24 protein-coding genes and 1 tRNA gene are annotated in these 25,221 nt (G+C 67.6%); 9 read left to right on the top strand and 16 right to left on the bottom strand.

The window, feature by feature from the left end; genetic code table 11:
* Positions 1 to 4: 4 nt before the first annotated feature.
* Positions 5 to 343 carry a hypothetical protein gene (locus AB0N89_RS06215; protein WP_364200744.1) on the top strand — a complete coding sequence of 113 codons (339 nt, stop codon included), beginning with the start codon at positions 5 to 7 and terminating at the stop codon, positions 341 to 343.
* Here AB0N89_RS06215 and AB0N89_RS06210 read toward each other — a convergent pair.
* From AB0N89_RS06210 to AB0N89_RS06195, 4 genes are all read right to left on the bottom strand, one after another.
* Positions 340 to 1,218 (bottom strand): SAM-dependent methyltransferase, encoded by an 879-nt coding sequence (locus AB0N89_RS06210; RefSeq protein ID WP_364200742.1) that lies wholly within the window; start codon positions 1,216 to 1,218, stop codon positions 340 to 342. The two genes, AB0N89_RS06215 and AB0N89_RS06210, sit on opposite strands and share 4 nt — an antisense overlap.
* A gap of 90 nt (positions 1,219 to 1,308) precedes the next feature.
* The gene (locus AB0N89_RS06205; RefSeq protein WP_364200740.1) at positions 1,309 to 2,178 is read right to left on the bottom strand and encodes a helix-turn-helix transcriptional regulator; all 870 of its coding nucleotides are present in this window, start codon (positions 2,176 to 2,178) and stop codon (positions 1,309 to 1,311) included.
* Between the two features lie 43 nt (positions 2,179 to 2,221).
* Positions 2,222 to 2,449: a DUF397 domain-containing protein gene (locus tag AB0N89_RS06200; RefSeq protein WP_364200738.1), complete on the bottom strand. Its 228-nt coding sequence runs from the start codon at positions 2,447 to 2,449 to the stop codon at positions 2,222 to 2,224.
* Positions 2,450 to 2,625: 176 nt separating this feature from the next.
* Positions 2,626 to 2,952 (bottom strand): hypothetical protein, encoded by a 327-nt coding sequence (locus AB0N89_RS06195; protein WP_364200736.1) that lies wholly within the window; start codon positions 2,950 to 2,952, stop codon positions 2,626 to 2,628.
* 705 nt (positions 2,953 to 3,657) lie between these two features.
* On the opposite strand from AB0N89_RS06195, the gene AB0N89_RS06190 reads away from it, so the two are divergent.
* Both AB0N89_RS06190 and AB0N89_RS06185 read left to right on the top strand, forming a co-directional pair.
* Entirely contained in the window at positions 3,658 to 4,590 is a 933-nt protein-coding gene (locus tag AB0N89_RS06190; protein ID WP_364200734.1) for a TauD/TfdA family dioxygenase, read from the top strand.
* A gap of 61 nt (positions 4,591 to 4,651) precedes the next feature.
* A complete protein-coding gene (locus AB0N89_RS06185) occupies positions 4,652 to 4,870 on the top strand; it encodes an antitoxin (RefSeq protein ID WP_364200732.1) in 219 nt (72 codons plus the stop codon).
* Positions 4,871 to 4,983: 113 nt separating this feature from the next.
* Here AB0N89_RS06185 and AB0N89_RS06180 read toward each other — a convergent pair whose 3' ends face one another.
* The 5 genes from AB0N89_RS06180 to AB0N89_RS06160 all read right to left on the bottom strand — a co-directional run bounded on the left by AB0N89_RS06180 (position 4,984) and on the right by AB0N89_RS06160 (position 10,009).
* Positions 4,984 to 5,937, bottom strand: a complete 954-nt coding sequence (locus tag AB0N89_RS06180) for a prephenate dehydrogenase (protein ID WP_364200730.1) — start codon at positions 5,935 to 5,937, stop codon at positions 4,984 to 4,986.
* 48 nt (positions 5,938 to 5,985) lie between these two features.
* Complete coding sequence (locus AB0N89_RS06175; RefSeq protein WP_364200728.1) at positions 5,986 to 8,004, bottom strand: NADPH-dependent 2,4-dienoyl-CoA reductase; 2,019 nt, start codon at positions 8,002 to 8,004, stop codon at positions 5,986 to 5,988.
* 9 nt (positions 8,005 to 8,013) lie between these two features.
* Positions 8,014 to 8,550, bottom strand: a complete 537-nt coding sequence (locus AB0N89_RS06170) for a PadR family transcriptional regulator (protein WP_364200726.1) — start codon at positions 8,548 to 8,550, stop codon at positions 8,014 to 8,016.
* Between the two features lie 115 nt (positions 8,551 to 8,665).
* Positions 8,666 to 9,514 carry an SAM-dependent methyltransferase gene (locus AB0N89_RS06165; RefSeq protein WP_364200724.1) on the bottom strand — a complete coding sequence of 283 codons (849 nt, stop codon included), beginning with the start codon at positions 9,512 to 9,514 and terminating at the stop codon, positions 8,666 to 8,668.
* Positions 9,515 to 9,541: 27 nt separating this feature from the next.
* Positions 9,542 to 10,009, bottom strand: a complete 468-nt coding sequence (locus AB0N89_RS06160) for a MarR family transcriptional regulator (protein ID WP_364200722.1) — start codon at positions 10,007 to 10,009, stop codon at positions 9,542 to 9,544.
* Between the two features lie 146 nt (positions 10,010 to 10,155).
* Here AB0N89_RS06160 and AB0N89_RS06155 point away from each other — a divergent pair, with 146 nt between their 5' ends.
* Positions 10,156 to 11,103, top strand: coding sequence for an alpha/beta hydrolase (locus AB0N89_RS06155; protein ID WP_364200720.1), 948 nt, complete (start codon positions 10,156 to 10,158; stop codon positions 11,101 to 11,103).
* Positions 11,104 to 11,239: 136 nt separating this feature from the next.
* Positions 11,240 to 12,457, top strand: coding sequence for an alpha/beta hydrolase-fold protein (locus AB0N89_RS06150; RefSeq protein ID WP_364200718.1), 1,218 nt, complete (start codon positions 11,240 to 11,242; stop codon positions 12,455 to 12,457).
* On the opposite strand, the gene AB0N89_RS06145 is transcribed toward AB0N89_RS06150, so the two are convergent.
* Together AB0N89_RS06145 and AB0N89_RS06140 are read right to left on the bottom strand one after the other, a co-directional pair.
* Complete coding sequence (locus AB0N89_RS06145; RefSeq protein WP_364200716.1) at positions 12,458 to 13,297, bottom strand: oxygenase MpaB family protein; 840 nt, start codon at positions 13,295 to 13,297, stop codon at positions 12,458 to 12,460.
* Between the two features lie 67 nt (positions 13,298 to 13,364).
* On the bottom strand, positions 13,365 to 14,279 hold the full coding sequence (locus AB0N89_RS06140) for a serine hydrolase (RefSeq protein WP_364200714.1): 915 nt from the start codon (positions 14,277 to 14,279) through the stop codon (positions 13,365 to 13,367).
* Positions 14,280 to 14,485: 206 nt separating this feature from the next.
* On the opposite strand from AB0N89_RS06140, the gene AB0N89_RS06135 reads away from it, so the two are divergent.
* Complete coding sequence (locus AB0N89_RS06135) at positions 14,486 to 15,082, top strand: DUF4383 domain-containing protein (RefSeq protein WP_364200712.1); 597 nt, start codon at positions 14,486 to 14,488, stop codon at positions 15,080 to 15,082.
* Between the two features lie 12 nt (positions 15,083 to 15,094).
* Here AB0N89_RS06135 and AB0N89_RS06130 read toward each other — a convergent pair whose 3' ends face one another.
* The 3 genes from AB0N89_RS06130 to AB0N89_RS06120 all read right to left on the bottom strand — a co-directional run bounded on the left by AB0N89_RS06130 (position 15,095) and on the right by AB0N89_RS06120 (position 18,117).
* Positions 15,095 to 16,096: a hypothetical protein gene (locus tag AB0N89_RS06130; RefSeq protein ID WP_364200710.1), complete on the bottom strand. Its 1,002-nt coding sequence runs from the start codon at positions 16,094 to 16,096 to the stop codon at positions 15,095 to 15,097.
* A gap of 91 nt (positions 16,097 to 16,187) precedes the next feature.
* Positions 16,188 to 17,552 (bottom strand): lyase family protein, encoded by a 1,365-nt coding sequence (locus AB0N89_RS06125; protein WP_364200708.1) that lies wholly within the window; start codon positions 17,550 to 17,552, stop codon positions 16,188 to 16,190.
* Positions 17,553 to 17,577: 25 nt separating this feature from the next.
* Positions 17,578 to 18,117 carry a DinB family protein gene (locus tag AB0N89_RS06120; protein ID WP_364200706.1) on the bottom strand — a complete coding sequence of 180 codons (540 nt, stop codon included), beginning with the start codon at positions 18,115 to 18,117 and terminating at the stop codon, positions 17,578 to 17,580.
* Between the two features lie 99 nt (positions 18,118 to 18,216).
* Between AB0N89_RS06120 and AB0N89_RS06115 the strand changes: the two genes are divergently transcribed.
* Positions 18,217 to 18,289, top strand: a tRNA-Lys gene (locus AB0N89_RS06115).
* Between the two features lie 420 nt (positions 18,290 to 18,709).
* Here AB0N89_RS06115 and AB0N89_RS06110 read toward each other — a convergent pair.
* Positions 18,710 to 20,053: a tyrosine-type recombinase/integrase gene (locus AB0N89_RS06110; protein ID WP_364200705.1), complete on the bottom strand. Its 1,344-nt coding sequence runs from the start codon at positions 20,051 to 20,053 to the stop codon at positions 18,710 to 18,712.
* Positions 20,054 to 20,729: 676 nt separating this feature from the next.
* Entirely contained in the window at positions 20,730 to 21,809 is a 1,080-nt protein-coding gene (locus AB0N89_RS06105; protein WP_364200704.1) for a hypothetical protein, read from the bottom strand.
* Between the two features lie 970 nt (positions 21,810 to 22,779).
* On the opposite strand from AB0N89_RS06105, the gene AB0N89_RS06100 reads away from it, so the two are divergent.
* Both AB0N89_RS06100 and AB0N89_RS06095 read left to right on the top strand, forming a co-directional pair.
* Complete coding sequence (locus tag AB0N89_RS06100) at positions 22,780 to 24,048, top strand: DUF4041 domain-containing protein (RefSeq protein ID WP_364200702.1); 1,269 nt, start codon at positions 22,780 to 22,782, stop codon at positions 24,046 to 24,048.
* Between the two features lie 157 nt (positions 24,049 to 24,205).
* Complete coding sequence (locus tag AB0N89_RS06095; RefSeq protein ID WP_364200700.1) at positions 24,206 to 25,189, top strand: ATP-binding protein; 984 nt, start codon at positions 24,206 to 24,208, stop codon at positions 25,187 to 25,189.
* The last annotated feature ends 32 nt before the right edge of the window (positions 25,190 to 25,221 follow it).

Raw genomic sequence — 25,221 nt, 5'->3', positions numbered from 1 at the left:
ACGCATGCTCGACACTGGTGACACGCTGCCGCCGGGGCCGCGTCACCTGCACATGGTCCGGCCCCATCAACCCGTTTGGGTCGACCTCAAGCTGGTTTACCCCGTCGCCGCCTCGAAGACCCGCCTCCCCGACGGCCTGGACCTGACCGGCGTCGTCCCCGGACTGCTGGGGATGTGGCGGGCGACGACGACGGCGCACTGGGTCGGCTGGGTGACCTTCCAGCTCGGCCCGGTCGGCCGGGGCGGCACGACGCATTCGCAGTGGGTGCTCGCCGAGGCGTTGCGGCCGCGCGAAGAGCGGAACACCTGGTCGGGCAGCTTCCCCTACGAGCGGCGCCGTTAAGGTTTGCGGCCGACGCCGCCGAGGATGAGCGACTCGTTGGGCTCGGTGAAGGGGGTCTCCGGTTCGGTGCCGCTGGCGTCCTCCGGATGCCACTCGGTCGTCCAGGCCAGACCGGGTGGGACGAGCTCGAAGTCGCCGAACAGCGCCTCGATCTCGGCGCGCTTGCGCCAGATCACCGGGCTGCTGTTGCTGTCGTACATCTCCTTGAGCTTGACCAGCTGCTTGTCGTAATGGCTCGGCACGCCTTCGTCGGTGATGTGGGAGATGGCCAGGTACGACCCGCTCTGCGCGAGTTCGCGATACCGCGCGACCGAGGCGGGGCCGACGTCACCGCTGTCACCACTGCGCGCCGACGCGGGCTGCTGGACGTGCAGCACCGCGATCAGCAGGATCGCCACCGGCTTCTTCAAATCGATGATGCCGGTGTCCGCCACCTGTTTCCAGAGCCGGTCCGGGGCGCGGAGATCCCCGTGCACCGCGGCGTGGCGCCGAGGATCGCCGTGTTCTTCCAGTAGGCCTCGCGAATGCGAGACGGCGACCGGTTCGTAGTCGACGTACACCACGCTGGTCTTCCCCGGCAGGAGATCGTCGGCCACCTGGTGCGCGTGCTGCATCGTGGGCAGCCCGGCGCCGATGTCGATGAACTGGGTGACCCCGGCCTTGATGAGGTGACGCACCACCCGGTGCAGGAACACCCGATTGGCCTTGGCGATCGGCCGGAGCATCGGGAACTCGGCGAGGACCTTGTCCCCGAACTTGCGGTCGATCTGCCAGGACGCCGAGCCTTCGAGGTAGTAGTCGTAGACCCTCGCGACGCTGGGGCGCCGCATGTCGATGCCCGGCGGCGGATACGCGTCGACATCCTCGTCCGCCATTGCCGTCCCCTCCCGCGTCTGGACCATGACATCCCTCACTGAACGTAGTTGCTGAGTGGCTCGGAGCGATAGACGGCACTTGGAGGACTCTCACCCACCATCAGGGTCACCCTGGTCGGAGAGCGTGCACCGTCTGCGAAGGGCCTTGAGGGTCTCCTCGGGGCTCAACGAGATCGACAGCATCGCGTCCCACGCCTCGTGATAGGTCGTCAGCTCGCGCGCGTTCGCCCAGCGGACGTTGGTGAGGTACTCGCTGTAGGCGTCATCGCCGTCCGCGCCCCGCAGGATGATGAAGTCCGGATCGACGTAGGCGACGGCGTCGTACGGCACGACGCGGATCGTGATGTTGTCCTTACCGGCGAGCTCGGCCATGTGCCTGAGCTGCTCCGTCACGACGTGGCGATGGGCGGTCTGGGCGCACAACCGGTCGAGCGCGGACTCGCTGAGCAGGAAGACGAACCTCTTGTGCCCGTCCTCGAACACGCGCTGCCGTTTCTGGCGTTGGAGCAGGCGTGGAGAGATCTCGGGTCCCCGCCCCTCCCCGTCGAACTGGTCGATCATGTAGGGCTCGCACTGGAGCAGTCCGTGGATGCGTTCGCCGGTCCATGACCAGAGCTCTTCGGCCAGCTGCTCCTTGTCCAGTACCTCCCCGAACCACACCGGCGTGCCGATGCGCTTGCCATGGCGGAGCCGTGCCGGGGAATTCGTTTTCTTCCACAGCGCCCACAAGGCCGGCGCGTCGTCCGACGCCGTCTCGTACACGGCGATCAGCTTCTGCAGGGACTCGCGCGAGATCGAGGTCGTCCCGGCCTCGATCTTCGCCATCGTGCTCTGCGACTTGCCGATCAGGTTCCGGGCTTCGACCTGTGTCATCCCCGCTCGCTTCCGTGCGGCCCGCAGCAGTTTGCCGAGCTGAACCCGGTCGGTCTCGTCCGTATGGGTCGGTTGTTCCGGTGCCATCAGCCGTCCCGCCCCGAGATGTCCGGCAGGTGGCGGAGACGGCCTAGGTACCGATGGAGTCCTGACGGACGAGGTCGAGGAAGGCCCGCCAACCCGGCGGGGAGAAGGTCAGAATCGGTGAAAAGGTGAGTTTGCTGTCGCGCACCCCGACCAGTGGACCGGTCGAGTGGACCTCCACACAGGTGCCCCCGTTGGGACCGCTGTAGGTCGAGCGGTGCCAGCCGCTCCCGTCGAATCCGGTCGTGGTCGGCGTCGAATCCTGGAACCGCATCGCTCCCCCTCAGAGCCCGCGAGTCGAATATTCGATTCCAGAGTGGGCGTCGAATATTCGATACGCAAGTCGAGGGCGAATCGATCCGGGGCATGTTCACTCCAATGTGGTCGGGCAAGACTACTGAAGGCCGGAGCGGGTGTGGCCCGGAGTGGAGCCGGGCCACCACCGTGAGGTCAGGGAAGGTCTTCGTCGCGCTTCGGGTCACCGCCGGCGCGAGGACCGCGGGTGACCGCCAGGCCGAACACGCCGGCGAGCACCGTGCCCGCGATCCCCGCGCCCGCCGCCGGGTTGACCACGGCGACGACCGCGATCAGCACGAGCAGTGCCACCTGCAGGGCGACCGGCCGGGAGTCCGCCAGGCGCGAGCGTCGGTGCCTGCGTCGGCCGGACGGCCGTGCGGGAAAAGTCACCTCCGCGACCTCGATGCGCCGCAGCGAGGGCCCGGACTCGGCGAACTCGATCACCACCACGCGCGACCCGGCGGGAGTCACCGGAGGCACGGGTGGGTGATCATGGGCATGTTCCGGTGGCACCGCGAAACAGGCGGGGTCTAGGGTGCTCATATTGTCCTCCGAAATGGCTGAGTCGGACGATGATGGCGCGGCCCCTTCCTAGCCGGAGGGCCGCGCCGCTTTCGTTATCGCGTAGTCGAATATTCGAATTCGAGTTCCACTGTCGCAAGTCTTTCACACGGGGAATTGAACGCGCGACTCCGGGGTGGGAATCGCCCGCTGTTTCGGGGCGGATTCTTTTCGAATATTCGACGGTGACACGTTCGGGTGAAATCACTGGTCAGGCGAGCACTTCGGCATCGAATCCTGTACTCGGCGGCACTTCTCGAATATTCGCGGGAATCTCGAATGCGGGCCCCGTGCGGACCATTCCCGCCGAATCGGAAAACTCTATTTCTGGAGTGTATTCGACGGCGGGATCAAAAGAGGTGGAGACCGTCCCCGTGGATACGTGATCCCGCCACCGGCGACCCGATCGTGTCGCCACCCGGCGTCCCGCTCCGTGGACGACGTTGACCCCGCTCCGGCCTCGGGCTCACCATGAAGACGTGTCCGCCATCCCGCAGTCCTCGCCGATCCGCTCGGTGAGCGAAGGTGTCGTCGCACTGCTCCTGCGCCGTGGACGTCTGGGTTCGCCGCCCGCGTAGCTCCTCGACTCGCCAAGCCATCCGTCGGTGAAATCCAGGGAGCACCATGTCCATCGAACTGCCCGACCGTGTCCGCCTCCGCCCCGCGACCGTCCCCGACGGCGGGATCCTCGAAGGCCCGCGTGTGCTGCGGCGCCTGCCGGAGGGCGTCGAAGAACGCCCGTACGAGCTCTTCGCGCTGCGCCCGCTGGGCCGGGTGATCGGAGCCGAGATCGACGGCGTCGACCTCGCCGAACCCTTGACGCCCGCCCTCCACGCGGAGCTGAACCGCGCGTTGCTGGAGTGGAAGGTGCTGTTCTTCCGCGACCAGGACATCACCTCGGCGCACCAGCGCGCCTTCGCCGCCAACTGGGGCGAACTGGAGACGAACCCCTTCATCCCCCAGGGCGAGACCGAGGACACCACCCGGTTCACCAGGTCGGCTGCCATGCCCGGATTCGAGAACATCTGGCACGTGGACGTCACGTTCCGGCCCGCACCGGCGCTCGGTTCGGTCCTGCGGCTGATCGAGGTCCCGCCGGTCGGCGGCGACACGATGTGGGCCGACATGGCCGCCGCCTACGACAACCTGCCGGCGGACGTCCGCGAGCGCGTCGACGGGCTGACCGCGGCACACGACTTCATCCCCGGCTTCGCCCGCTTCTCCGATCCGGAACTGCTGCTGCGCCACCAGGACGCCTTCCCGCCGGTCGAGCATCCGGTCGTCCGCACGCATCCGGAGACCGGGCGGCGCACGCTCTTCGTGAACCAGGCCTTCACGACCCACCTCGTCGGCGTCGACCGCGACGAGAGCGACAGGCTCCTGCGGTACCTGTTCAGCCGGGCGCACGTCCCGGAGTTCCAGGTGCGCTTCGCCTGGCGGCCCGGTTCGGTGGCCTTCTGGGACAACCGCGCCACCCAGCACTACGCGGTCAACGACTACCACCCGTACGCGCGGGTGGCCGAGCGTGTCGCCATCGTCGGCGACCGGCCGTTCTGAGCGTCCCCACGACGGGTGATCGTCGAGGCGGCTTCACCGGTACCTGTGTGACGATTGAGGCATGGGCATCAACTTCGATGAATTGAAGAACAAGGCCACCGACGCTCTTCGCGAGCACAACGACAAGATCGAAGGCGGCCTGGACAAGGCGGCGGACTTCGCCAAGTCGAAGTTCTCCGGCCACGACTCCCAGATCGACTCCGGGGTCGGCAAGGCGAAGGACTTCCTCAACAAGTTCGACGACACCCCGGACACCCCGCAGCCGCCCCAGGCCCAGTAACCCCCCCGCGCCGGATGTCATGAAAGGGTCGTTCAGGACGAAAAACGTCTTGAACGACCCTTTCATGACACTCGCGAAGGTTCGCGACCACCGCATCCAGAGGACGAAACGCGCTAAGAGACCTCGCCGATCGCGGTGTCGCCCTCGATCGCCGTGATCCGGCCACCGCGCTCGCCGAGGGCGATCAGACCGTCCCGCGCGTCCGGGGCCGTCAAGCTGACCCGCACCCCCGCCCGCTCCGCGTCCTTGCTGGTCGCAAACGCTTGCGCGCCCTCGTGACCGGCGTTGACCGTCACCGCCAGACCGCCCGTCGAGGCCAGTGAACCCCGCGCGGCACCCAGCCGCCCGAGCGCCTCGTCGACGATCGGAAGCAGCGCGTCCCGGTTGCCCTCGGTCATCGCCCGCACCAGCGCCGGGCTCGACGCCGCCACCCGCGTGCCGTCCGTGTACGACCCGGCGGCCAGCGACATCGCCAGCGGCCCGCCCTGCGCGCCGATCGTGGCCAGGATGGCCGCGAAGATGTGCGGCAGATGCGAGATCCGCGCGACCGTCTCGTCGTGCGAGTCCGCGGGCAGCGGGACGACGTGCGCGCCGACGTCCAGCACCAGCCGCGCGACCTCGGCCCACGCCGTCAGATCCGTGTCGTGCTCGACGCCCAGCACCCACGGGGCGCCGCCGAACAGCGCCGGGTTGCTCGCCTTCCAGCCGGACTCCGCGGTCCCGGCCATCGGATGCCCGCCGACGAACTTCGCGTACGGCGCGCGCCGCCGGACGGAGTCGAGCACCGGGCCCTTCACGCTGGTGACGTCGGTGAGCACGCAGTGCCCGGCGACCCGCGAAACGGTGCGGAGCACCTCTTCGACCGCGGGCAGCGGCACCGCGAGCACGATCATCGCGTCCCGCTCGGCCGCCTTGCTCAGCGCCGCTTCGACCTGAGTGGTCACGTCGAAACCCGCTCTGCTGGCGGCGTCCGCGTCAGCTTCGGAGGTCGTCGCCCCGAACGTGGTGCGGCCGATCGAATGCGCCGCGCGCAGCAGCGAACCACCGATCAACCCGAGCCCGATCACGCATACGTCCCGCACAAGGGTTCATCCTGCCATCTACGAGGCCACTCGTCAGAGAACGGCGGCCAGGCGGGTTCCCTGATCGATGGCCCGTTTGGCGTCCAGTTCGGCCGCTACGTCGGCGCCGCCGATCAGGTGCACCGGCAGTCCGGCCGCCCTCAGCCCGTCGGCGAGGTCGCGCACCGGCTCCTGGCCCGCGCAGACGACGACGGTGTCCACATCGAGCACGCGCGGCTTGTCACCGACGGTGATGTGCAGGCCGTCGTCGTCGATCCGGTCGTAGGTGACCCCGGTGAGCTGCTCGACGCGCTTCGCCTTCAGCGCGGCCCGGTGCACCCAGCCGCTGGTCTTGCCCAGCCCCGCGCCGATGCCGGACTTCTTGCGTTGCAGCAGGAACACCTGCCGCGGCGACGGCTCGACCTTCCGCTCGGTCAGCCCGCCCGCCGCCCGCTCGGGATCGGTGACACCCCATTCGGCCATCCAGGCGTCGAGGTCGAGCGCGGGGGAGGTGGTGTGCGTCAGGAACTCGCTGACGTCCACGCCGATCCCGCCCGCGCCGATCACGGCGACCTTGCCGCCCACCGGTTTCCCGTGCCGGACGACGTCCACATAGGACAGAACCTTGGGGTGGTCGATACCCGGCAGCGACGGCACCCGCGGCGTGACGCCGGTGGCCAGCACGACCTCGTCGAACCCGGCCTCGGCGAGGCTCTCCGCGGTCGCGCGGGTGCCGAGGTGGACCTTGACGCCGGTGACCTCCAGCCGTCGCGTGTAGTACCGGATGGTCTCCGCGAACTCCTCCTTGCCCGGGATCTTCCGCGCGATCCCGAACTGGCCGCCGATCTCGCTGTCCGCCTCGAACAGTTCGACGGCGTGCCCGCGCTCGGCGAGGGCGGTCGCGGCCGCGAGCCCGGCGGGACCCGCGCCGACGACGGCGACGCGGTTGGTCTTCCGCGTGGGCGACAGGATCAGCGTGGTCTCGTGGCCCGCCCGCGGGTTCACCATGCAGGACACCGGTTTCCGCTTGAACGCGTGATCGAGGCAGGCCTGGTTGCAGGCGATGCAGGTGTTGATCTCGTCCTCGCGCCCGGTCTCGGCCTTCCGGATCCACTCCGGGTCGGCGAGGAACGGCCGCGCCATCGACACCAGATCCGCGTCGCCGCCGGCCAGCGCCTGCTCGGCGACCTCGGGCATGTTGATCCGGTTCGACGTGACCACCGGGATCCCGACGTGCGGTTTGAGCTTCCCGGTCACCCAGGTGAAGGCCGCGCGCGGCACCGACGTCACGATCGTCGGCACCCTCGCCTCGTGCCAGCCGATGCCGGTGTTGATGATCGTCGCGCCCGCTTCTTCGACCTCCTTGGCCAGCGTGACGACGTCTTCCCAGCTCTGGCCGCCCTCGACGAGGTCCAGCATGGACAGCCGATAGACGATGATGAAGTCCTCGCCGACGGCTTCCCGCGTGCGGCGCACGATCTCGACGGCGATCCGCCGCCGGTTCTCCGCGCTGCCGCCCCACTTGTCGGTGCGCTTGTTGGTCCGCTCGGCGAGGAACTGGTTGATGAAGTAGCCCTCGGAGCCCATGATCTCGACGCCGTCGTAGCCCGCTTCCTTGGCCAGGAAGGCACAATCGGCGAACGCGCGGATCTGCCGCAGCACGCCGTACCCGGACAGCGCCCGCGGTTTGAAGGGGTTGATCGGCGCCTTGATCCCCGACGCCGAGACGCTCAGCGGATGGTAGGAGTACCGGCCCGCGTGCAGGATCTGCAGCGCGATCTTGCCGCCCGCCTCGTGCACCGGATCGGTGAGTTGCTTGTGCGCCTTGGCTTCCGCGCGCGTCGAGAGCTTCGACGCCAGCGGCAGGAGCCAGCCGGTCCGGTTGGGCGCGAACCCGCCGGTGACGATCAGCCCGACGCCACCTCGGGCACGTTCCGCGTAGTACTCGGCCAGTCGCGGGAAATGCGCTTCCTTGTCTTCGAGGCCGGTGTGCATCGAGCCCATGATCACCCGGTTGCGCAGGGTGGTAAAGCCGAGGTCGAGCGGGGAAAGCAGGTTCGGGTACTGGCTCATCGCAGGTCCTTACGCATCGTGGTGGAATGCCTGGAGGACTTCCTCGAGCCACTCGACGTGGCCCTGTTCGGTTCGGATTCCTCCGCGCAGCACGAGGAACTGATGCAACGACTGTCCACTGAGGACGCCGGGATCGGGGAAGTCGCGCTTCTCGATCAGCAGGTAGGCGTCGAGCCGGGCCGCGTGCGCGTCGCGATGCCGGGTGATCTCGGCGGCGACGGCACCGGGTTCGCCGAGCGTCGCGCCGCGGATCTTCACGGCGAGTTCCCGGGCCGTGGCCGCGGGATCGGGTTCGGCGAGCCAGCGGGCGAGTTCCGCCCGGCCCGCGTCGCCGACGGTGTAGACCTTCTTGTCGGGTTTCCCGGACTGCGCGACGTGGTCGACGGCGACCCAGCCCGCGTCCTCCATCCGCTTGAGCACGCGGTAGATCTGCTGGTGGGTGGCGCTCCACCACAGCCCGATGGACTTCTCGAAGCGGCGCGTCAGCTCGTAGCCCGAGCCGGACCGCTCGGACAGGGAGACCAGGATCGCGTGCTCCAGTGCCATGCACCCAGTTTCATATGCACCTAGTTGCACTGCAAGGCGACACGCGTCACAGGTACAGGAAGGCCCCCTTCCTGTACCTGGGCGCAAGGAAGGGGGCCTTCATGTACTTCGGAAGTTACGGCTTGCGGGCGATGCCTCCGATGACGCGGGACTCCGAGGGCGCGGTCGCGAAGACCGTCCTCTCGTCCGGGTGCCACGCCGGCGCGTAGACCAGACCCGGCTCCAGCAGCGGCCAGCCGCCGAAGAACCGGCGGAACTCGGCCATCGTGCGCAGGAAACCGGGGTTCGTCGTGGTCTCGTAGTACTCGAGGATGTCGAGCAGCGCCTGCCGCTCCTCGTCGTTGGCCGGGTTCTCGTTGGTCATCTGCGAGAGCACCAGCAGCGATCCCGGCGCGAGCCGTTCGCGGTAGTAGGCCAGCAGCCCGTCCGGGTCCTGCTCGTCCTTGATGAAGTGCATGACCGCGTTGACCACCAGCGCGATGGGCTCTTCGACGTCGATGATGCCGGAGTCGATCACCCGCTCCCAGAGGTCCTCGGGGTCGAACAGGTCCGCGGCGACCGCGTGGTGCCGGTCCGGGTCGGCGGTGTCGGCGAGCAGCAGCGTCGAATGCGCGAGCGCGATCGGCTCGTTGTCGATGTAGAGGACGTGCGTGTCCTCCTGCGGCCGCGCCTCGTCGGCGACCTCGTGCACGTTGCCCGCCGTCGGCAGGCCGGAGCCGATGTCGACGAACTGCCGGATGCCCAGTTCGGCGCAGTGCCGCACGGCCCGGCCGAGGAACTGCCTGCTGGTCTTGCAGTAGTCGCCCATGAGCGGCAGGCGCTGGCGCACCTTCTCGGCGAAGAGGCGGTCGATGGCGTAGTGGGTGTCCCCGCCGATGAAGTAGTCGTAGACCCGGGCCGCGGACGGCCGGTCCAAGCTGTTCTCGACGGCCTTGAGCGCCGCGTCGTGATCGATCATCGTCATCCCTTTGTCCGCGCCGGAAATCCCATGCTAACCGGCCGGGACGTAGGCCTGACGGTAGGCGTTCACGGATTCGGTCAAGCGATCGAGCTCGGCGCGGGTGCGGGCGAGCCCGGCCGCGTCGAGGCCCATCGCGTCGCCGATGATCTTCGGGATCCCGCTCGCGCGCTCCCGGAGCCGGGCGCCGTCCTCGGTCAGGCTGACGCGCACGGAACGCTCGTCGTCGGCCTGCCGGTCACGCCGGATCAGCCCGGACTTCTCCAGGCGCTTGAGCAGCGGCGACAGCGTGCCGGAGTCGAGGTTCAGCACGGTGCCGAGTTCCTTGACCAGCCGCTCGTCCTTCTCCCAGAGCGCGAGCATCACCAGGTACTGCGGATAGGTCAGGTCCAGATCGTCGAGCACGACCCGGTAAAGCGCGGTCACGGCCCGCGATGCCGCGTAGAGCCCGAAGCACAGCTGATCGTCCAGGCACAGCGACGCGGTGTTGTCTGTCGGCATCGGTCCTCCTCGTCGCCCCATGGTGCGTCGATCATGCCCGAGTCCGCCACTTGAGTGGGGTAAATCTCCTTGAGGGCATTTTAGTTGTGCACAACTAAGTTGCGAGCTATCTTCGGTTCATCGACTTCGGCAACCAGGAGGCAGCAATGACCGCCAACCCGCACAACCTGGCCCTCGAACCGGCCGCCCAGGCCTTCGTCGAGGCCACCGCCACGCCGCCGTTCCTCTTCCAGCTGCCGCCGGACGAAGGACGCAAGGCCGTCGACGAGGTCCAGGGCGGCGACGTCGAGCTGCCCGCCGCGGACGTCGAGACCACGCATGTCGACGGCGTCGAGGTGCGCATCGTCCGGCCGCGGGGCGTCACCGGTCCGCTGCCCGTGATCGTCTACATCCACGGCGCCGGCTGGGTCTTCGGGAACTTCCACACCCACGAGCGCCTGGTCCGCGAGCTCGCCGTCGGCGCGGGCGCGGCCGTCGTCTTCCCCGAGTACGACCGTTCCCCGGAGGCGCGCTACCCGGTCGCCATCGAGCAGAACTACGCGGTGGCGAAGTGGGTCGCCGAACACGGCGCCGAGAACGGGCTCGACAGCACGAGGATCGCCATCGCCGGTGACTCCGTCGGCGGGAACATGACCGCCGCGCTCATCCTGCTCGCGAAGCGGCGCGGCGACGTCACCTTCCGTCAGCAGGTGCTCTTCTACCCGGTCACCGACGCGAACTTCGACACCGAGTCCTATCGGCGGTTCGCCGAGGGCTACTTCCTCGCCCTCGACGGCATGAAGTGGTTCTGGGACCAGTACACGACCGACCCGGCGCAGCGCGCGGAGATCACCGCGTCGCCGCTGCGGGCGAGCCTCGACGAGCTGGCGGGCCTGCCGCCCGCGCTGGTCATCACCGCGGAGGCCGACGTCCTGCGCGACGAGGGCGAGGCGTACGCCGCCAAGCTGCGTCAGGCCGGGGTCCCGGTGACGGCGGTGCGGTACCAGGGCATCGTCCACGACTTCGTCATGCTCAACACGCTGCGCGAAACGCACGCCGCGGACGCGGCGATAAAGCAGGCGATCGGGGTGTTGCGCGCCGCCCTCGAGGGCTGAGTAACCAGGAACACGTTTTGTCCAGGGTGACCCGCGTCACCCTGGACAACACTTCCCGGTGGTCGCACGTCTCTTGGTCCAGATGTGGGAAGTGCGGTGCGGGGGCGCGCCGCGGCCGGGGAGGAAGACGAACGCCATGGGACTGGGACTGAGTGCCATCCGGCTCGATTCCACGCTGAACCTCGTCATCGTCGTGGTGCTGGCGTTGCTCGCGATCATCGCCGTGCCGTTCTTCTGGGAGCGCTGGCGTCGCAAGGTGATCGGCCGCACCGGCACGATCCTGGTCGCCGTGGTGCTGATCGTGGTCAGCACGGGCATGGGCGGGAACATGATCGGCGGGTTCTTCCCGACGGTCGGCGCCCTGTTCGGCACCGGGGTCTACTCCGGGGACGATGTCAACGCTGTCGCCGGCGAGAACGGCTCCGACCTCGACAAGCTGCGTGACGCCGGGGCGGTGCGGGCGAAGGAAGGCAAAGGCTCCGTCGTGCGCATGACGGTGGCGGGCAAGCGCACCGGCCTCACGCGCGACGTCTCCGTGTACTTCCCGCCGCAGTACTACGACCAGGCGTACCGGTCGCTCAAATTCCCGGTGATCGAATGGATCCCGAACTACCCGTCCGGCCCGGAAGTGGTCACCGGCCCGTACGAACTGCCCGCCAAACTCGACGCGGCCATCGCGAAGCACGTGCTCCCGCCGACCCTGGTGATCATCCCGGACCCGACGGGCAAGCCGAAGATCGGTCACGACACCGAGTGCATCGACGAGGTCAACGGGACCGCCAACGACACCTACCTGACCGCCGACATCCGCGACTGGGCGATCGAGAAGCTCGGTGCCAACCCGCAGCGCAAGGCCTGGACGATGGCGGGCTGGTCCTCGGGCGGCTACTGCGCGATGAACCTGGTGACCCGGCATCCGCAGTGGTACGGCCAGGCGGCGAGCGTCAGTGGTTACTACAAGGCTTCGGTGGACGCGGAGACGGAGAACCTGTTCAAGGGCAGGCAGGACATCATCGACGCGAACACGGTCTCGCTGAACCTGCAGAAGCACCCGGCGCCGGTCGACATCCTCGCGATCGCCGGGGAGAAGGAGAACTTCGAAAGCTTCTCGATCGACCAGATCCAGTCGGCCGTCCGCGCGCCCGCGACGCTCTCGTCGTGGCGGATCCCGGACGCCGGGCACAACATGAACACCTTCAAGGCGCAGGTCCCCGACGTGCTGGCGTGGATCGGCGCGCGGACCGTGGCGCCGTGCGCGCCACAGGACAAGAAGATCGTCTCCAACGGCGGGGTCACGCCGTGGCCCCTGCCGAACACGGGTGCCAAGGGCGCGCTGGTCGACGTCGTCGAGTAGTCAACCGCGCTTGGCGCGATAAGCCTTGGGGTACAAGCGAAGCCGGTCGGGAACCCGTTTCCCGGCCGTTTTCGTGACCGCGCCCAGCCGCCGGAGGCGACGCTCGTCCGCGTCCGTCCATTCGAGACTCAACCGGTCGCGGAGCGCCGTGGGCAGCAGGCCGATCGCGCACAGGGTCAGCACGTTCCCGCCCGCCGGCCTCACCGGACGCCACAAGGCTTCCGGCAGGAACCACCACGGTGGCGGCGGGGTGTCCCGCATGGTGATCGAGTCGAGCAGTTCCCGCACCGTGTGGTTGTCTTCGAGCCGGTTCGCGACGACGTCGTCGAAGTAAGCCTCGAATCCTTCGAGGTCTTCCGGCATGTGGTGCTCGCGGAGCCCGAGGATCAGGCCGAGGCGTCGCCATTCCGCGTAGAAGCGGCGTTTTTCCTCGTGCGGCAGGGGTTTGATGAAGACTTCCTGCAGGCGGAGGGTCGCCCAGAACGTCGATCCGTGCACCCACCAATAGGCTTCGGGATTCAGCGCGTGATAGCGCTCGCCATGATGGTCGACGCCCTTGATCGCCTTGTGCAGCTCGCGGAGCCGCTCGGCCTCCGCGACCGCTTCCCGGCCGCCGAAAACCTGCGACAGCAACGAATCGATGGTCCGGTCGAGGCGGCCCCACGGGTCTTCGGTGTAGTCGGAGTGGTCGTGGACGCCGGCGCCGACCACCGGATGCGCGACCTGCAGCAGCAACGCCGTCCCGGCGCCGAGCAGCAGCCTCCGGTCGCCGACCACTTGCCAGGCAACGGAATCCGGGCCCAGCGGGGTCGCGGTGGGCAGGCGGGCTTCGGTGCTCATGACGACCTCCCGGAAGAGCGGCGTCAGGCCACTGTCCCACCTTGTTTACAGGTCGTCAATAGCGGCATCAATCCGGGTCCAACGCGGGGAGCAGCGCTTTCGCCACCGCGGTCACCCGTTTCCCGGCGCCGGTATAGGTGGTCGAAGACGGCTGCGACGTCAGGACCACGACGATGTAGCGGTCGTCCTTCCCGACCACGCCGGAACTGTGCAGGATCCGGGAGCCGCGGCAGCACGCCCAGCCCTGTTTGATCGACCAGGGAAGGTCGCCGACGCCGTCCGGGATGCCGAAGTACTGGCGGATCCCGTCGGAGCCGTTCTCCGTCGCGCCGCTCAGCGCGCGCAGGATCGTCGCCCGGGTGCCCGCGCCCGCCTGTTCCAGCAGATAGCGATAGATCTTCGCGATGTCCGCGGCGGTGATCCGGGTGTCGCCCCAGCGACCGGGGTCCTCGGGCGGACGCGTGCCGCCGAGGCCGATCTTGGCCGCCCAGCGGGTGACGATGGCGGGTCCGCCGTGCGCGGTCCACAGACTGCTGGCGATGTCGTCGTCGCTGACCGAAAGCATCCGCTGCACGGTGGCCGACGGCGTGCCCGCTTGCAGCGCCTCCAGCGCGATGAGGAGTTTCACGAGCGACGCAGAGGTGTAGGAACGTTCTGCCTTGAGGGAAACCGTGTTCTTCTTGGCAGTCCGGTCGTAGACGACGACGCTGACCTGGCCGTCGGGGACGAGTTCCGCGAGAGCCGGTACATCGACGGTCGACGGTGGTTTGCCGGGATCGGCGGACTTCGAGGACGCCGGCGACCCTGGCGCCGCCGAGGCGGACGGCTTCGGGGAATCGACAGGCTCTTCTTCGACGGTCATCGCCGTGGCCCCCGACGCCGCGACCGCGACCGAGGCCGGCTCGGGTCGTGACGACGGAAACAGCAGCATCGCCGCGATGGCCCCCAGGCACAGCCCCACCAGAAGAAAGACTCCGCTCACCTTGCCCACACGACTTGTTGGCCGGATCACCCGTTCGTGTTCGCGGCTGGGCCATTCGTGTGACGCAGGTCTCGTTTGAGCTCGGGCTCCGTGACGCCCCGGACGCGCGGTGTCGTCAGTGGCCGACTTTCCGGTTTGTCCGGGAGATCACCGGGGTATGTGACCCCCAGCGTGAATTTAGGTGGCCAACTCTGGAAGGCGGAGCAATGGCACGTGCACAACGCGCTCGTATCCGGACGGCGGGACTCCAGCCCGCGCAGGTCCTCGCCGGGCTCGCGAGCCTGGCATATCTGGTGTTCGGGATCGTGGGCTTCACCCGGACCGGGTTCGCCGATTTCATCGGCCGCAGCGACGCGACCGTTCTCGGGATCTCGGTGAATCCGCTCTACAACCTCGGATTCGTCCTGCTGGGCGCGATCGGTCTTCTGCTGACCTTCGGCTCGGGCCGGTCCCGGGTCTTCGGTTTCCTGACGTTCATCGCCTTCGGGGCGCTGTTCGTCTGGGGGCTCATGATCACCGGGACCGTTTCGACGAACCCCGTCTCACAGGCGGGTAACCCGTTCAACCTCAACGGTCCGGACAACTGGCTGCACCTCGGCCTCGCCGCGCTCGGGCTGGTGATCGCGTTCCTGCCCGCGCGGCACAAGGTGCTGCTGCCGGAGGAGGAAGAAGAAACCGTGGTCGCGGACCGCGCCGACAGCACCACGGTCGTCCAGCCCGTCCCCGACACTTCAGGGCGGCCGAAGCATGAGAAAAGCCCGGCCGTCGCTCGGGAAGAGCGACCGCCGGGCCTCGCCCACTAGGTCTCTACCGACTCAGTAGCCATACTCCGAACCACCGGTCTGGGCGGGAGCGCCTTCTTCCTTCTTGGGAGCGGCGTTCCCGCTCTGGGCCGCCTTGTTCTTCGCCGGCGCGGAGCTCTTGCAGCCGGCGGGCTCGATCACGAACCAGGTCCCGCCGACGCCGTGCCCGTTCGCCTCACCGGCGTTCGCGTCCTTGGCGTAGCGGTAGACCGGCCAGCCGCCGACGGTGACCTGCATGGTGCCGTCCGCACGCTTCACCTGGCCGAGCAGCTTCTGCTCGATGCCTTCGAGCTGGACGTCGCCCTCGGCGAGCACCGGCGGCCAGGCCTTCGCGCAGTCGCCGTTACAGGTCGGCTGCTTGTTCTTCTTGTCCTTGGTGAACATGTAGAGGGTGAAGCCGTCTTTGTCCACAATGGCCGGTCCGATGCCGCTGACGTTGCTCGCGACCAGCTTCGTGACGGCGTCTTTCTGTTCGGCCGGAGCCGCTTCGGTCTCCTTGGCCGCCTGGCCCGCCTTGCCTCCCTTGGCGTTCGCGGCGTACCAGGTGCTGCCGACACCCTGCCCCTTCGTCTCGCCCGCCTTGGCGTCCTTGGCGTAGCGGTAAAGCGCCCAACCGCCGACGGTGACCTGTTTGCGGCCGTCGGCACGGGTCAGCTCGCCGACCATGGACTGGTCCACACCTTCGATCCGGACCTCACCCTCGGCGAGCACCGGCGGCCAGGCCTTCGCGCAGTCACCGTCGCAATTGGACTTCGGCGGCTTCGCGCTGTCCTTGTCGAAGCGGTACAGGGTGAACCCGTCCTTGTCGACGAGTATCTGGCCCAGATTCCCGGCTTCGGCCACGGCCACCTTGGTCTCACCCTTGGCCGCGGGGGCGTTCCCGCCCGCCCCGGCCACCGCGGCGGCGGGGGCGACGGCGGGCGCCGCCGTCTCGGTGCCGCCGGAGCAGGCCGACAGCGCCACCAGGCCCGCGGCCGCGGACGCCGCTGCGACGACGAAACGCTTGCGAAGCATGGGATTTCTCCTTGTCCGTAGGGGTTCCGCGGCTCGGCGCGGTGAGCTTGCACCCCCTACACGGGGCCGGTGCGGGACCGGTTCAAGGAGTTCACGGATTTTCTTCGCGGGCCTCCAGCGCGGCGTCCGTGAGCACCCCGGCCGAACCGGTGTAGCTCGCGGGATCCAGCAGGTCGGCCAGGGATTCCGCAGGGAGGACTCCGGTTATCTCCGGCAGGCCGGAAAGGACCTCGACGAGGGGCTTGTCCTGCTCCAGAGCGAGCTTGGACGCGTGCCCGAGGACCTCCTTGGCGCGCGTCTTGCCGAGCAGCGGGGCGAGCACGGTCGAGAGCCGCTCGGACACGATCTGGCCGTGCGTGAGGCCGAGGTTCCCGCGCATGCGCCCGTCGTCGACGGCCAGACCGCGCGCGAGTTCGGCCGCCGTGTGCGCGGCGCCGCCGGTCAGCCGCAGGCATTCCCGCAGTAACTGCCACTCGGCGTGCCACGCGCCCGCGGACCGTTCGTCCTCGGAGACCAGGGCCTGGGTGACGCCGGTGGCCAGCACCGGGACCTGCAGCGCGGCCGAGCGGATCAGCGTCGCCAGCACCGGGTTGCGTTTGTGCGGCATCGCCGAAGAACCGCCATGGCCCTCGCCCGCGGGTTCGGCGACCTCGCCGACCTCGTTGCGGGTCAGGAACTGGACGTCGACCGCGATCTTCCCGAGCGCGGCGGCGGTGAACGCCAGGGCCGCCGCGAGGTCGGCCGTCGGGGTGCGGAGCGTGTGCCAGGGGAGCGTGGTCTCGGCGAGACCGGTCTCTTCGGCGAAGGCCGTCTGCAGCCGCTGAGGATAGCCGTCGGGCAGCTCCGCGAGACGGGCGTACTCGGCGTACGCGGCCCGCGTACCCGCCGCGCCACCGAGCGAGACCGGCAGGACGACGCGGTTCAGCCTGTCGAGCGAGTCGAGCGTCAGCTGACGCCACCCCGCCGCCTTGAGCCCGAACGTGGTCGGGACCGCGTGGGCGGTGAGGGTGCGCCCGGCCATGATCGTGTCGCGATGCGCGCGGGCGAGCTCCGCCAACGCGCTCGCCGTCGCTTCGAGGTCGGCCGTGATGAGCGCCCGTGTCCGCGCGGCGACCAGCATCATCGCGGTGTCGAAGATGTCCTGGCTGGTCGAGCCGCGATGGACGTACTCCGTCCCGGCCGCCTCGGTCAGCTCCTTGATCAACCCCACGACCGGGTTCGCCGTCGCGCGCGCCGCCCTCGCCAGCGCGACCACGTCGATCTCGACTGTCGCGGCCGCGTCAGTGATCGCGGCCGCGGCCTCCCGAGGGATGAGCCCGGTGGCAGCCTGCGCCCTGGCGAGCGCCGCCTCCGTGTCGAGCAAGGCCCGCAGCCAGGCGAGATCACCCGTCGCCGCCTCGGCGGGCGTGCCGGCGCGGACCGGGGAGAGGAGGCCGGAATCGGGATCGGCGTTCATCGGCCCAGCATCGCACCCTGAGGTTTCAGTGGCCTGTCCTCCCGTCGATGCGCTCGCGCAGGAGGTCGGCGTGGCCGTCATGGCGCGCGTACTCGGCGATGTGACGCGTCAGCAGCCACCGCAGCGAGAACGGCTCCCCGTCGCGGCGGCTCGTGCCCGTGTCGTCGAGCGAAGCGGCCGCGACGATCTCCCTGGACCGCGCGCACTCCTCGCGCCACGCCGCCCACGCGGCCTCGACGTCGCCGTCCGTGTCGTCGAAGTCCTGCTCGGGCCGATCGTCGGAGTAGTAGAGCAGCGGAACGTCCTCGCCCGCGAACTGCACGCGGAACCACCAGCGCTCGGTGCCGGTGAGGTGCCTGAGCAGCCCGTGCAGCGACATGCTCGACGGCTCCACCGACCGCAGCGCCATCTGCTCCGGCGTCAGCCCCTCGCACTTCAGCTCGAAGGTGCGACGATGCCAGTCCAGCGAGGACGTCAGGATCTCGCGCTCGCTCGCCACGCGCGGAGACTCCAGGCGGTCACCCTCCCAACTGGGCGAGTAGTTCTCGTCAGGGATCGTGTCCATGCCCTCGACCCTGGCAGACACCCCCGACAATTCCGTGGCGCTCGGGCGGCGGCCCCGCCATCCTGGTGGTCGGCGGCGGTCTACTAGACTCGCCCGCACGGGCCGTTAGCTCAATTGGTAGAGCTGCGGACTTTTAATCCGTAGGTTCTGGGTTCGAGCCCCAGGCGGCCCACTCCAACACCCCGTTTGACCTGCGAAAACGGTGGGTTTGATGATCTTTGCTCAGGTTTGAGAAATCCGTGTGGTCCGCTGTGTGTCCGAGGCCACCAGTTTGCGTGCCAGGTCCGGCTCCTAGCTTAGGTCAACAGTCGCCAGGCCTGGTCGGATGCTACAGGGAAAGCGCTGGTCAGCAGCGGATGGTCGTGCCCGCTCAGCGTCCACTCCCGCATCTGTCTTCGCCGAACGTGGTGTGTCCGCGAGTGTGGCCGGACGCTGCCGGAACGGGGCCTGGCTGAGCACGGCGTGAGCAATGGAGCCCAATCGGAGACCTGCAGCGCCGCGTCGCAGCAGCCACACGTCCTGTTTCCCCAGCTCACGGTTGATACTTGATCGTCAGCGAAGGGACGAACCCGCGGATTTGCCGTCCGCGGGTTCAGATTTTCGCGGCAGCTGCTGGCCTACGTGGGCATCGGACGGCACTGCCCGCCACTCGTCGGCAACGGAGCGGGATCCGGGCCCGGTGCATGCGACCGGCCGGCGCCGCGAACAGGGACGCCCCGATCCTCTCGGCCGCCTCGTGGCGGGTGCTCGGGTAGAGCGAGACGTAGTAATCAGCGGTGAAGGACATGGAAGCATGTCCGAGCATCTCCTGGACATGCTTGAGATCGTTACCCGCTGCCAGTGACAACGAGGCCGCGCCATGACGGAGGTCGTGCAACCGGATCGGCGGGAGGCTCGTGCGCTCGGCCAGTAGGTCTTCGAACTCGTGGGTGAACAGGTCGAGTCGGCATGGCATCCCCGCCGGGGTGGTGAACAGGTAGCCCTCTCCGCCTGGCCCTGCCGGGGCCGCGGCTCGAGCTGCGAGGTAGCGCCGCACCAAGCCGGCGGTGACATGGTCAAGCGCGATGGTCCGGGTGCTGTGCTGGCTTTTCAGCTTTCCGTCACCGTCCACCTGCTCGCCGGGATCCGGCCTGGTGATCACGAACAGCTCGTTGTGGCGCAGATCGACATCGACCTCGCGCAACGCGGCGGCTTCGCTGCGACGCAGGCCGGTCACGGCCACGAGGTGGTAGTACAGGTAGCGCTTGTGTCCGGTGATGGCCTTAAGGAACTCAATCGTCTGCTCTCGCGTCCACACGCACACCGGCCCCGGGCGCCATCCCGTCGCCCGCCAGCGCGCCACCCGCGTCTCAGTCCACACAAACGGCCGCGGCCTCACCACTTCCGGGAGCTCGATCTCCCGACCTCGTGCAGGGTTGTGCGTCAGAAGCCCCTGCCCCACCGCGGCAGTCAACGCCGAACTCAACGTCGCCCGGACCCGCGCCACCGTCGACGGGGCCAGCCGTCCGTACCGGGAGCCGTTCCCTGCCGCGATCGCGGTGAATGCCTTCTGCACGTCGCTCACGCTGAGCGTCGCCAAAGGTAGATCACCCAGCTGCGGGATCAGATAAGTGACGACATGCTGCCGGTAGTTCCGGCGCGTACTGGGACGTAGCCGGACGTTGCGGATCCAGCACTCCAGCCAGTGGCCAGTCGTCAGCCCGATCCCCTTCGCGGTCGCCGCGACCTGCTCTCGGGCGGTCTTCGCGGCCTCCTCCGAAGCGTAGCCACCGCGACGCACCCGTGAACGAGATCCGTCCGCAGCCCGCAAGCCCTCGAGCGCGAACCACCACGATCCATGCTCCGGCTCATCCAGCCGACCACAACGTGCACCCAACTGCTTCCCCGTCACCGGGCACCGGCAGCCGCACCGTTTGAACACGCCCTTTGTCGACATGCCGCACCTCGCTTTCGATCAGTTCGGACACAATCGACTGTGAACCCGTCCGAACCGGACGGCACGCTGGAGGGCGTCGTCCGTTGCCAGATGACCAGAGACAGCGCGATTCGGATTCGGTGCGCGCCGCCGTCTCGGCGGCGAACGTCAGGGTTCCGACATGGTGCCGAGATCGCGACGCGCTTGTACGTCATCGGTGGCACCAAGCCTGCGGCTGCCGCGATATCGCCGAGCACGCCGTACTGCGCGGACGGGCGCATGGCACCGAGGAACGCGTCTGGGCTTGCGGAGGTTTGCGAGCGGCGCATCAGCGGTCGACGCGACCCTGGAACGGCTCAGGCTTGACGACTGTGGACGATGGCGTCGGCTCTTGCTGGTTCGAGTCGCGAGGCGCAGTCGGCGGGATTGGCTGTCCAGAGCTGGGATCGACGTTAGTACCGGCGCTTCGGATGTCGTCTTCGCAGGTTCCGTGGGTGCAGGCGTCCCTGGGGCCGGTGCTGGTGAGAGGGATGGGGCTTCGGCTCTGGCCAGCCCCTGCCGAGAATGCCGACGCTAAACCCGAAACGGCCAGGATCCGGCTCGACGTAGCCATGTGCGTCAACTGCCGCAGTACCTCGGTCGCTGTGCACAGCCTCTGCTGATCTAGCTATGAGCAGGTCGCGCACTGCAAGACCATTTAAGCTATATCGTTCTCGGTCGGTACGGCCATAAAGAACGATAGGCCCGAACTGAGCACCGAGAGGCGCTCCCCAGTGTATGCGAGATCCGTAAACCGATGGGGGTACGCGGGTTCGCTCACCACCTCCCAGACCGAGCGAGTGAGACGTTCTCGTTGACGGCTGTCTCTTAGCGGGGCGTCGACTTGAGCGAGCATCTCATACAACTCCACAGGAATCCCGACCGAAGCGCCCTCAAGCGGCAGTCGCGCAGTCATCAGTCCGTCTCGCTCCGTGACAGCAAATTGATCTGATAACTCGCCAATTCCGGACATGGCCCGGTAGACGGGGAAAAGCTGGCTGACCACGACCAACCCACAGTACTCTTCATCGCCAGGATGATTTGAAGCAGCCCTGCGGGGCGGAGGCGGGTCCTCCAAGTAGCTCTGCCAGATCTCAGCACCACCTCGGACCGCGGGCTCGAAGTACGCGAGAGACGCTGCGAATACTGCCTTTGGCGATACTAGCCGGAGTACTTCTTTCGGCGTTTTCCCAAGCTGTTTAATGGCTGATTCTACAACCCTCCTGGAGAACCCACGTGTTCGGCCTTTAGCTTCGAAAAGGAAACCTCCAGGGGTGCCGACACCACTCGGGGGATTGGAATATCCGACAAGATCAGGCCGAGACTTATTCGGTAGTTTTACCCCGAGCATGCGAAGGAACGAGTCGACGTGAACTGTCACTTTCGCACCAAGAACCCGATCCGCCATCGCAGCACATTGAGTCATGCCGAGAAAGTAGCTCACCGCGGACTTTTCGCTAGGGTCCAGGCGGTCATACGAGCCACTTTTTACGAAGTGATCGTTGCGTTCATCGACGCTGCTCAGCGCCATCGACGCACGCCAGACGAGCTCAATCCAAGGCCTGCTCGAGCTCGTGCCGAAGACTGCCGGATCGCCGACACCTATTGCATAGGCCGCGAGGTCGGTGCTGGACACGGTAACCTGGCCGGTCTTGTCCATGCCCTTCGCGCCGCGGATGAGCTTTTTCGTGGGCGGGTAGGCATCGAAACGAACGGCTTTGTATGGGATCTGCGCCATCCGCTCCCCCTCGTCGTCGACTGTCGCGACAGCCTCCCACGAGAGACTACCCGGACAGGTGCGGTGGGGTGTTCCAGTTGCCCTAAGTCGCGATCTTGGTCGTGGCAGGCGAATACGGTCTGGCTCGGCCCAAATTCGACCGACCCGCGGACGCGTTCGCCCGCACTAAGGGGCGAGCTGCGGCGACGCGGTGGCGTGACTGCGGCAGTCCGCTGAGCTGGCCCAGTTCAACAAGGCGCTGCTCCGATTCGATGTCTTGGACAGGATCAACAGTCAGCACGGCGACGGGAACCGACACCACCTTCGCGAAGTACGCTGCAACTTCGCGAGTTGCAAGCCGTCCGGAATGACGTCAACGGGGCCGAGCTGACGTCGCGTACCCGTTGTGATGACCTCGTGCTTGTCAAAGGCCGCCATCAGGGGGACACGCGCTACGTGGCGAAGCTTCTTGAGCGACTTCAGCTAATGGGCCTGGGGCCAGCGGCGAACTGGACGCAGACGACTATCAGGAGCCGTATGGCGGCCTTCAGGTCGGGCTCATCGCGTGAAGCCTGCTGGTTTGCGGCCGTAGGAGTATTCAGCCGTGGAAGTTGTTGACCTGTTGCCAGATGTTTCGTTTGGCGCTCAGCTGTGTCGGGCCAGTATCCGAGCGTCCGAACGACGATGAACTGAAGTGCTTCGCGGATGAGCTGCGGATCGCCGCTGCGAGTGTGTTAAGGCTGGGGAGCCCGAGGTTGAGCAGTCGAAGCAGCAGTGACGTGCCCCTCCCTTCCTCCTCTAGCCTCGAACGTGCCAGGGCTGCCGTCGGGCGCCCCGTGCGGCGGTACCTCGGTCAGCCCGCGTCGGGCACACTTCAACATCCGGGCGGACAAGATCAACACCTTCGGGGCACCTGATAGCGCTGAGGGTGTCACGCGGCGACGGCGCGAACCGTCTCCGCCGGGTCCGGAACCGACGAGGGGAGACGCGGGTGTTTGGTGGTCGCAAGCGGCAGGAAGAACTCGACGCGGCGCTGCGGGAGAACGCTGCACTGCGCCAGGAACTGCAGCGTCTGGGTGCGCTCGACGCAGTCCAGCGGCAGCAGGAAATCGCCGCGCTAGCCCAGCGGCTGCAGACCGGGCAGGACCGCTACCGGCAGGAAACCGCGGCCATGACCAGCGACCTCGCCCGGTTCCAGGCACAGCTGGCCGAGCTGCGCGCCGAGGTGGTCGAGACCGACGACGTCCGGCTGCTCCAGCAGGTCGGCATCTACCAATACCGGCACGTGCTCGCCGACGCCGAGGCATACAAAGCCGAACTCGATCGGCTCAAGACGGCGGTGAAGGACATGACCAAGGCGAAGACCGCCGTCGAGTCTTCCGACACGTTCCAGTACAACAACTCCGTGGCCAAGGGCCGCAAGTTCGTCGGCGATCTGTCGAAGCTGATGCTGCGCGCCTACAACGCCGAAGCCGAGAATTGTGTCCGCGTGCTCAGGGCCGGCAACCTCCCGTCGGCGATCAAACGCCTGGAGACCGCGGTCCGCACCATCGAGAAACTCGGTGCCATGGCTTCGATCCGGATCAGTCCCGCCTACCACCAGACCCGGGTCAGGGAGCTGGAACTGACCGCCGACTATCTGGCTAAGAAGCAACAAGAGAAGGAAGAAGAGCGCGAGCACCGCGCCGCCCTGCGCGAGGAGGCGAAAGCGCTGGCAGAGTACCGCCGTGAGCACGAGCGGCTGCTCAAGGAGCGAACCCACTACCTCAACGCCATCGCCGCCCTCCGCGACAGCGGCGATCTGCAGGGCATCGCCGAGCTCGAGGCCAAGCTGGCCGACATCACAGCCGCGCTGGACGGCATCGAGCAGCGCGAGGCGAACATCCGCGCGGGCTACGTCTACGTGATCAGCAACATCGGCTCCTTCGGGCCCGGCGTCGTGAAGATCGGTATGACCCGACGCCTCGAACCGATGGAGCGGGTACGCGAGCTCGGCTCCGCGTCTGTGCCGTTCCGCTTCGACGTGCATGCCTTGTTCTTCTCTTCCGACGCCGTCGGCATCGAGCACCAGCTGCACACCCAACTCGAGGACCGACGCCTCAACCGGGTCAATCGGCGCCGGGAGTACTTCCACGCCACTCCGGCAGAAGTCAAAACCCTGCTGACCAACCTCACCGGCAACCTCCTGGACTACCGCGACGACCCCGAGGCCTTCGAATACCGCCAAAGTCTCGGAGCAAGCGCCACCCCCGCCGCGTGACACAGGCCTTCATTCCTGCACCGCCCGGATCGCAGCTGACTGCCTCTGCTGAGCTGGTGATGGGCCAGTCACACATTGGAACAATTACTGGGCTGCACCGTCTGCCGGGAGCGCTATGGTCGAATACAGTGCTTACTCGCGGGAGGGAGGTGAGGTCGTGGCGACGGCTGACCAGGTAAAGGCCATGGTTAAGAGCCATGCGGAAGGGGACGACACCCGCTTCTACTCTGTGGCCCTGCAGGTGGCTGCCGGTGCGGCGCGGCAAGGACAGAACCGGTTCGCCCAGGATCTGCGGGACCTTGTCGACACGCTGCGGGCACAGCAAGGCCGTAACTCGACGGCGACGCGCCCTGTCCCAGTGGTGCAGCCGCGCGGCGAGCTGGCGCAGCTGCTGTCGGTCACCTACCCACAGAACCTCCTCGCTGACCTGGCGCTTGACGAGAGCGTTCGGGAACGCCTCGCACGCGTACTGCTGGAGCAACGGCAAAGTGACCGCCTCCGGTCGCACGGCTTCCAACCTCTGCGCCGGTTGCTGCTCACAGGCCCACCGGGAACCGGTAAGACCATGTCGGCACATGTACTGGCCGGCGAGCTACGGCTTCCCCTTTTCATGATCCGGCTCGACGGACTCATCACCAAGTTCATGGGGGAGACAGCCGCGAAGTTACGGCTGATCTTCGACGCGTTGTCGGAGACCCGCGGTGTCTACCTGTTCGACGAGGTCGACGCCCTCGCGGGTGACCGCGCCGCTGGCAACGACGTGGGCGAGATCCGACGGGTGCTGAACTCGTTCCTGCAGTTCCTCGAAGTCGATACTTCGGACAGCCTGCTGGTGGCCACAACCAACCACCCGCAGTTGCTGGACCGGGCGATGTTCCGCCGGTTCGACGCGGTGATCGACTATCCGCTGCCTGCTGGCGAGGTCGTGCGTGACGTGATCCGGACCCGCTTGGCCAACGTCCCCACCGACCGGCTGAGCTGGTCGAAGGTCGACGCGGCTGCCGACGGTCTCAGCCACGGCGAGATCACCATCGCCGCGGATCTGGCGGCCAAGGAAGCGATCCTGGCCGGCGACGGCCGGGTCACCACGACGAGCCTTTGTGCAGCGCTGCAGGAGCGGCGCCAGCACCTGCTCGGTTGACCCGCGGAACCGTCATGCCAGAACCTCGCGAT

The organism is Amycolatopsis sp. NPDC089917 (genome assembly GCF_040684635.1).
Lineage (GTDB): Bacteria > Actinomycetota > Actinomycetes > Mycobacteriales > Pseudonocardiaceae > Amycolatopsis.
This window is presented reverse-complemented; position numbering and strand designations above follow the sequence as displayed.